The organism is Mycobacterium sp., from assembly GCF_049673265.1.
Taxonomy (GTDB): Bacteria; Actinomycetota; Actinomycetes; order Mycobacteriales; family Mycobacteriaceae; genus Mycobacterium.
The window spans coordinates 1-6,986 of record NZ_JBATXN010000265.1; the positions used below are offsets into that span (position 1 = coordinate 1).

At 64.7% G+C, this 6,986-nt stretch carries 5 protein-coding genes and 1 pseudogene; 3 read left to right on the plus strand and 3 right to left on the minus strand.

The features are described 5' to 3' along the window. The 3 genes and pseudogenes from WBF82_RS09310 to WBF82_RS09320 form a co-directional block, all read right to left on the minus strand. Nucleotides 1-337: pseudogene (locus WBF82_RS09310) on the minus strand (hypothetical protein); the annotation flags it as partial. Nucleotides 338-422: 85 nt separating this feature from the next. Further along, the gene (locus WBF82_RS09315) at nt 423-2,093 is read right to left on the minus strand and encodes an FAD-dependent oxidoreductase (RefSeq protein WP_424382760.1); all 1,671 of its coding nucleotides are present in this window, start codon (nt 2,091-2,093) and stop codon (nt 423-425) included. 115 nt (nt 2,094-2,208) lie between these two features. Further along, complete coding sequence (locus WBF82_RS09320) at nt 2,209-2,862, minus strand: TetR/AcrR family transcriptional regulator (RefSeq protein ID WP_424382761.1); 654 nt, start codon at nt 2,860-2,862, stop codon at nt 2,209-2,211. Between the two features lie 96 nt (nt 2,863-2,958). On the opposite strand from WBF82_RS09320, the gene WBF82_RS09325 reads away from it, so the two are divergent. The 3 genes from WBF82_RS09325 to WBF82_RS09335 form a co-directional block, all read left to right on the plus strand. Beyond that, nucleotides 2,959-4,509: a carboxyl transferase domain-containing protein gene (locus WBF82_RS09325; RefSeq protein ID WP_424382762.1), complete on the plus strand. Its 1,551-nt coding sequence runs from the start codon at nt 2,959-2,961 to the stop codon at nt 4,507-4,509. 5 nt (nt 4,510-4,514) lie between these two features. Next, nucleotides 4,515-6,530, plus strand: a complete 2,016-nt coding sequence (locus WBF82_RS09330) for an acetyl/propionyl/methylcrotonyl-CoA carboxylase subunit alpha (protein WP_424382763.1) — start codon at nt 4,515-4,517, stop codon at nt 6,528-6,530. Next, nucleotides 6,527-6,986: acyl-CoA dehydrogenase family protein (locus tag WBF82_RS09335; protein WP_424382764.1), on the plus strand; the 460-nt coding region annotated here is incomplete at its 3' end. The genes WBF82_RS09330 and WBF82_RS09335, both read left to right, overlap by 4 nt.

The window sequence follows — 6,986 nt, forward strand, 5'->3', positions numbered from 1 at the left end:
TGGCGATCACCAGGGCGATGACCAGGGCGGCGACCAGCAGCACCGCAGCACCAGTGACGATCCACAGCCAGCGCGGTGCCTTCGCCCTGCCAGGCGTGGGTTCTTCCGGCGGTTGATCCGCCAGAGGTTGACCGTGCGTCCAGTACCGCGGCAGTTGCTCGGTCGGGTGGGTTGCGTTCGAATTGGGCACTGTGCCGGGGTAGGACGGGGGCGGATAGGACGACTGTCCGCTGTATGCCGGGTCGGCGTACGGCGGATAAGGCGCACGTATCCGTTGGGTTTGTTCGGTCCCCTCTTGAGCTGAACGGGTCTGCTCGGACCGACGCGGATCGTTCATGCCCACCTCATGGTGGCAGGGTACCTGCAGCACGACGCCCGCCGCCGAGACTTTCGCTGAGCAGCCGGGATCCGCGCAGGCTGAGTCAGATTGCTGATAGGCGCAGCGCCGCCGGTGCGCTTTCGGGCACGATCGGGCGGCTCGGCCGAACCGGCGAAATCCGCTGATAAGTGGAGCCGAGTGGCGGACGTGGGTCGGGTTCGCCCTTGTTGGGCCAGAGCGCGACCGCCCGTTCCGACTGCGCGGTGATCGTCAACGCCGGGTTGGCGCCGAGGTTCGCCGAAATAGCGGAGCCATCAATCACATGCAAGCCCGGATACCCGTAGAGCCGTTGATACGGGTCGACGACGCCGGACGCGGGTGAATCGCCGATAGGACAACCGCCGATGAAATGCGCTGTGGTTGGAATGTTGAAGATGTCGTTGTACAGGCCCCGAGGATCGCCGTCGATCTTGTCGGCTGCGCGCCGGGCGACGTCATTTGCGGTCGGAATCCAGTTTGGGTTGGGCTCGCCCTTGCCCTGGCGGGAGGTCATCGTGGTGCCGAGAAGGCCGCGCTTGAGGTAGGTGGTGAGCGAGTTGTCGAGATCCTGCATCACAAGCAGGAGCACCCCCCGCTCGGTGGCCTTCCGAATGTTAAAGGTCCGGATGAACGCAGCTGGGTGGCGCAGGTTGACCAATGCCCATTTGGCGAGGCGGTGTTTGTCGCCGTCCACCAGCGTGGTGCTCAGCAGTGCCATCGCGTTGCTGCCCTTGCCGCCGCGGAAGGCTTCGATGTGGGTGTTCACATCAGGGTGGATCGATGATGTCCCTGCGATGCCTTGGGCCAGGTCGGTTCGCGTGCGGGAGATGGCAGCCAGGACGGCCTCCGAGTTGGTTCGCGCCAGTTCTCCCAACCGTGGCGATATCCGCGGTAGCGAACCGCTGGCCCGCAGTCGATGCAGCAGATTTTGCGTGCCGATCGCGGCGGCGGAAAACACGACCTGATCGGCCCGCCAGGTTCGGCGTTGCCTGCGTATCCACCGTCCACTGTGAACGGTTTCGACTTCATACCCACCGCCCGCTAATTCACGCACGTCGACGACCGTTGTCATGGGATGAATCTGTGCCCCAGCCTTTTCCGCCAGATACAGATAGTTACGTTCGGTGGTGTTCTTGGCGTTGTGCGGGCATCCGGTCATGCATTGGGCGCAGAAGATACAGCCGGCGCGATCGGGTCCCAGACCACCGAAGTAAGGGTCGGGCACCGTCTTACCGGGCTCACCGAAGAACACGCCCACCTGAGTCGGGTGGAATGTGTCCCCGACACCCAGATCGCCGGCGACCGACTTCAAGATCTCGTCTGCTGTTGTCAATCTCGGATTCGTGGCGACACCCAGCATGCGTTTGGCCTGATCGTAGTGCGGTGCCAATTCGGCCTTCCAGTCGGTGATAGCAGCCCACTGCGGATCGTTGTAGAACTGCTCGAGCGGCTCGTAGAGGACGTTGCCGTAGATCAACGAACCCCCGCCCACCCCAACAGCCGATTGAATAAGGACGTTCTTCAGTACGGTCATTTGCATGGGGCCAATGAGGCCGAAATGCGGGTGCCACCATGATTTTCGCAAATGCCAGTTGTTGGGCGGGTAATCCTCCATGTGCCAGCGGGCGCCCTTCTCGAGCACGCCGACGCGATACCCCTTTTCGCTCAGCCGAAGAGCGGTAACAGATCCGCCGAAACCCGATCCGATCACGATCACGTCATAGTCGGGACTCATCGAAGTCCTCTCGCAGGCTGCGTAGGGCCATCAATCGACCGCGATCGAGCCTCCGCAGAGACGCTGAGAATACGTCCGGCCGATCAGTTATGGCTCGGATTGAGCAAGTGCGTCACTAACGCGACGCGTCGACGGTCAGCGCCGCAACCGTCATCGCCCGCATCACCGCCCGAGACCGTGCCGCCCTGCCGTCGGCGGGCTTGAGGCTGTGTGGAGTCGAGTTGAGCAGCCCGAACACCGCGTGCGCCATCAGCCGCGCGTCAGTCTCGGCAAGTCCGGGCTCGAGCTCGCGTAGGACGCCCACCCAGACCTCGACGTATTGGCGCTGTGCGCGGCGCACCTGGCGCTGCGCCGCGGCCGGTAGGTGGGCCAGGTCGCGGTCCTGGATGCGGATGAGATCCGGTTCGCCCAGCGCGAAGTCGAGGTGAAAGTCGATCAAGCCGTCCAGCGCCGCGACGGCGTCGGACTCGCGGGATCTGACCTCGCGCGCACCCGCGAGCAGACGGGTGCTGATGCCGACCAACAACTCGACCAGCAGCGATTCCTTGTTGGGGAAGTGCCGGTAGATCGCTGGACCGCTGACCCCGGCGACGGCGCCGATGTCTTCCAGTCGCACCGCCAGAAATCCGCGTTCGGCGAACAGCCGCTCAGCTGCCGACAGCAGTTGCACGCGACGGTCGGATTTGCGCCGACTGCGGCGATTCGGCGCCTCGGCGTGGCCTCTGGCGTCACCGCGGCCGCTGTCGTTGGCCGGAGCAGACACTGCCATGACGGCCTCCCGCGACAACTCATGCTGGACACTTCGGTTAATCGCCACTAACATATCACGAGTTAGTGATCATTAACCGAAATTGGCGTGCATCAGATGACCTCTCCGGTGGAAAACCGCGAAGCGCACCGCGCACTTGTCGCCCAGCTGCGCGACAAGCTGGCCGCGGCCGCCCTGGGCGGCCCGGAACGTGCTCGCACACGCCACGTCGACCGCGGCAAGCTGCTGCCCCGGGACCGAGTCGATGGCCTGCTCGACTCCGGGAGTCCGTTGCTCGAAATTGCCCCGCTGGCCGCCGACGGCATGTACGACGACGAGTGCCCCGGCGCGAGCATCATCACCGGGATCGGCCGAATTTCCGGCCGCGAATGCATGATCGTGGCGAACGACGCAACGGTCAAAGGTGGTACCTACTACCCGATTACGGTCAAAAAGCATCTACGGGCCCAAGAGATCGCTGGGCAGAACAGGCTGCCCTGCATCTACCTCGTCGACTCCGGCGGCGCCTTCCTGCCGCGCCAAGACGAGGTGTTCCCCGACCGCGAACACTTCGGCCGGATCTTTTACAACCAGGCCAAACTCAGCTCCGAAGGCATCCCGCAGATCGCGGCCGTGCTCGGATCCTGCACCGCCGGTGGCGCTTACGTGCCGGCGATGAGCGACGAGGCGGTGATCGTCCGCAATCAGGGCACCATCTTCCTGGGCGGCCCGCCGCTGGTGAAGGCCGCCACCGGGGAAGTGGTTACCGCCGAGGAGCTCGGCGGCGGTGATCTACACTCCAAGACTTCGGGTGTCACTGATCACCTCGCTCATGACGACCGAGATGCGCTGCGCATCATCCGGCGCATCGTCGCCACCCTGGGCCCACGCCAATCGTCGACCTGGGATGTGCTGCCAAGCGTTGATCCGATCGCCGACCAAAGCGAGCTTTACGACGTCGTCCCGGTAGATGCACGGATTCCCTACGACGTGCACGACGTCATCACTCGAGTCGTCGACGGGGGCGAATTCGGCGAATTCAAGGCGGAGTACGGCAGCACGCTGGTCACTGGCTTCGCGCGAATTCACGGCCACCCGGTTGGGATCATCGCCAATAATGGTGTGCTGTTCAGCGAATCCGCGCTCAAGGGAGCGCATTTCATCGAGTTGTGCGACAAGCGGCTGGTGCCGTTGCTGTTCCTGCAGAACATTTCCGGGTTTATGGTGGGTCGTGATTACGAAGCCGGCGGTATCGCCAAACACGGGGCCAAGATGGTGACCGCAGTCGCCTGCGCCCGGGTACCCAAGCTCACCGTGGTCATCGGCGGGTCCTACGGTGCGGGGAACTACTCGATGTGTGGACGGGCGTATTCGCCACGCTTTTTATGGATGTGGCCCAACGCGCGGATCTCGGTCATGGGCGGTGAGCAAGCGGCGTCGGTGCTGGCCACGGTGCGCGGGGAGATGAGCGCTGAGCAGGAAGAGGCGTTCAAGGCTCCGATCCGCGCTCAGTATGAACAGCAGGGCAGTCCCTACTATTCGACGGCGCGACTCTGGGACGACGGCGTTATCGATCCTGCTGACACCAGAACTGTTGTCGGTCTTGCGCTTTCGGTTGTAGCCAATGCGCCCGTCGAACCAGTCTCCTACGGCGTCTTCAGGATGTGACGGCGGTGAACTTCGATACGGTTCTGGTTGCAAACCGCGGTGAAATCGCCGTCAGGGTGATTCGGACGCTGAAGGCCATGGGCATTCGGTCGGTGGCCGTCTACAGCGATGCCGACACCAACGCGCGCCATGTCGCCGAGGCCGACCTCGCCGTCGCGATCGGGCCGGCGCCCGCGCGCGAGAGCTACCTCAACATCGCCGCAGTCGTCGACGCTGCGGTACGTACCGGTGCTCAGGCCGTACATCCGGGTTACGGATTCCTCTCGGAAAATGCCGATTTCGCGGCAGCGCTGGGATCGGCGGGAGTGACATTCATCGGCCCGCCGGTGCACGCGATTCAAACCATGGGCGACAAGATTACCGCCAAGGGCACCGTGGCGGCGTTCGGAGTACCGGTGGTTCCCGGTATCGCGCGCCCGGGACTTACCGACGATGAGCTGATCGCTGCGGCCGAAGAGATCGGCTATCCGGTTCTGGTCAAGCCGTCCGCCGGTGGCGGCGGCAAGGGCATGCGGATGGTCGAACAGCCGGCTGACTTGCGCGCCGCGCTGGTCAGCGCCCGCCGCGAATCGGCAGCTGCATTTGGCGACGACACGTTGTTCCTCGAGCGATTCGTGTTGCGCCCCAGACATATCGAGGTCCAGGTGCTGGCCGACATGTATGGCAACGTGGTGCATCTGGGCGAACGTGAGTGCAGCCTGCAGCGGCGGCACCAAAAGGTCATCGAAGAGGCGCCGTCACCGCTGCTGGACGCTGCGACGCGGGCCCGGATCGGCGCGGCCGCGTGTGACACCGCCCGCAGCGTCGATTACGCCGGGGCCGGCACGGTGGAGTTCATCGTGTCGGCTGACCGGCCCGACGAGTTCTTTTTCATGGAAATGAACACCCGGCTGCAGGTCGAGCATCCGGTCACCGAGATGGTCACAGGATGGGATCTGGTCGAATGGCAAGTCCGCATTGCAGCGGGGGAGAAGTTGGCCATCGGTCAGGCTGATATTGCGTTGCAGGGGCACGCGATTGAAGCGCGGGTCTATGCCGAGGATCCCGCGCACGGCTTCTTGCCTACCGGCGGCGACGTGCTGGAGTTGGTGGAACCCGACGCGGCGGGGGTGCGGGTCGATTCGGGCCTTGCCGCGGGAATGGTCATCGGCAGCGATTACGACCCGATGCTGGCGAAGGTGGTAGCGCACGGCGCGGATCGGGCGGCAGCCCTGCGCGGCCTCGACCGGGCTCTGGCGGACACCGCGGTGCTCGGCGTCATCACCAATGTCGAGTTCGCCCGGTTCCTGCTGGCCGATCCCGATGTCACCGCGGGCCGACTCGACACCGGGCTTTTGGACCGACGGGCGGGCGATTTCGTTGCGGCGGTGCCTACTGACGAGCAGTTCATCGCTGCGGCGGCGTTTCATTGGTTGCGCCTGCATCCAGCGCCCGGCGCCGACCTGTGGAAGGTGCCATCGGGGTGGCGGGTCGGGGTCAACGCGCCCGTGAGCATCCGGCTGGGGGCCGGCCAACGGACCGACCACGTCCACATCACCGGTACCCGGGAGTCTGCCGAAGTCCGCATCGAGGACGGCGAAACCCGCTCGCTGCAGGCCGATCTGACCGGCAACCGGCTAACGGTGACACTGGACGGCCTGCGCAGCGACTACACCGTCGCGACCGCCGGCAGCAAGATCTGGCTGGCCGGCGCGGGTGCCACCGCCGTGCTCGAGGAGGTTCGCGAGGCGCCGGTGCGTCCGGACGACGAGCACAGCGGCGACGCCGAGTTGACCAGCCCGATGCCCGGGACGGTGGTTGCGGTGAGCGTGGACGACGGGGCTGGCGTGGCCGCAGGCGCAGTTGTTGTCACCGTCGAGGCGATGAAGATGGAGCACGCGCTCGCGTCGCCGGTCGACGGCGTCGTTGAACTTCTCGTCGCCGCCGGCGACCAGGTCAAGGTCGGCCAGCCGCTAGCGCGGATTACCGTGAACACCAAGGCAATAGCCGAAGTATCAAAAGTAGAGGATAGCTCGTCATGACCCAATTCTTGTCAACCGCGACGCTACCCGACGAGTACCAGCAATTGGCCAAGACGGTCCGTGACTTCGCCCAGAGTGTCGTCGCACCGGTTGCCGCGCAGCACGACGCCGAGCACTCGTTCCCATACGAGGTGGTCGCGGGGATGGCTGACATGGGCCTGTTCGGCCTTCCCTTCCCCGAAGAGTTCGGCGGAATGGGAGGCGACTACTTCGCCCTGTGTCTGGCCCTGGAGGAACTCGGCAAGGTCGACCAAAGCGTCGCGATTACCTTGGAAGCCGGCGTTTCGCTGGGTGCGATGCCGGTATACCGATTCGGCACCGAAGCGCAGAAGCGAGAGTGGCTGCCGCAGTTGGCAAGTGGCCGTGCTTTGGGCGCATTCGGGCTGACCGAGCCCGGCGGCGGCACCGATGCCGGCGCAACCAAGACCACTGCACATCTCGACGAAGGCCATTGGG

Coding starts and splice junctions, on each gene's coding strand:
- WBF82_RS09315 (WP_424382760.1), bottom strand. CDS start 2,093: ATGAGTCCCGACTATGACGTGATCGTGATCGGATCGGGTTTCGGCGGA.
- WBF82_RS09320 (WP_424382761.1), bottom strand. CDS start 2,862: ATGGCAGTGTCTGCTCCGGCCAACGACAGCGGCCGCGGTGACGCCAGA.
- WBF82_RS09325 (WP_424382762.1), top strand. CDS start 2,959: ATGACCTCTCCGGTGGAAAACCGCGAAGCGCACCGCGCACTTGTCGCC.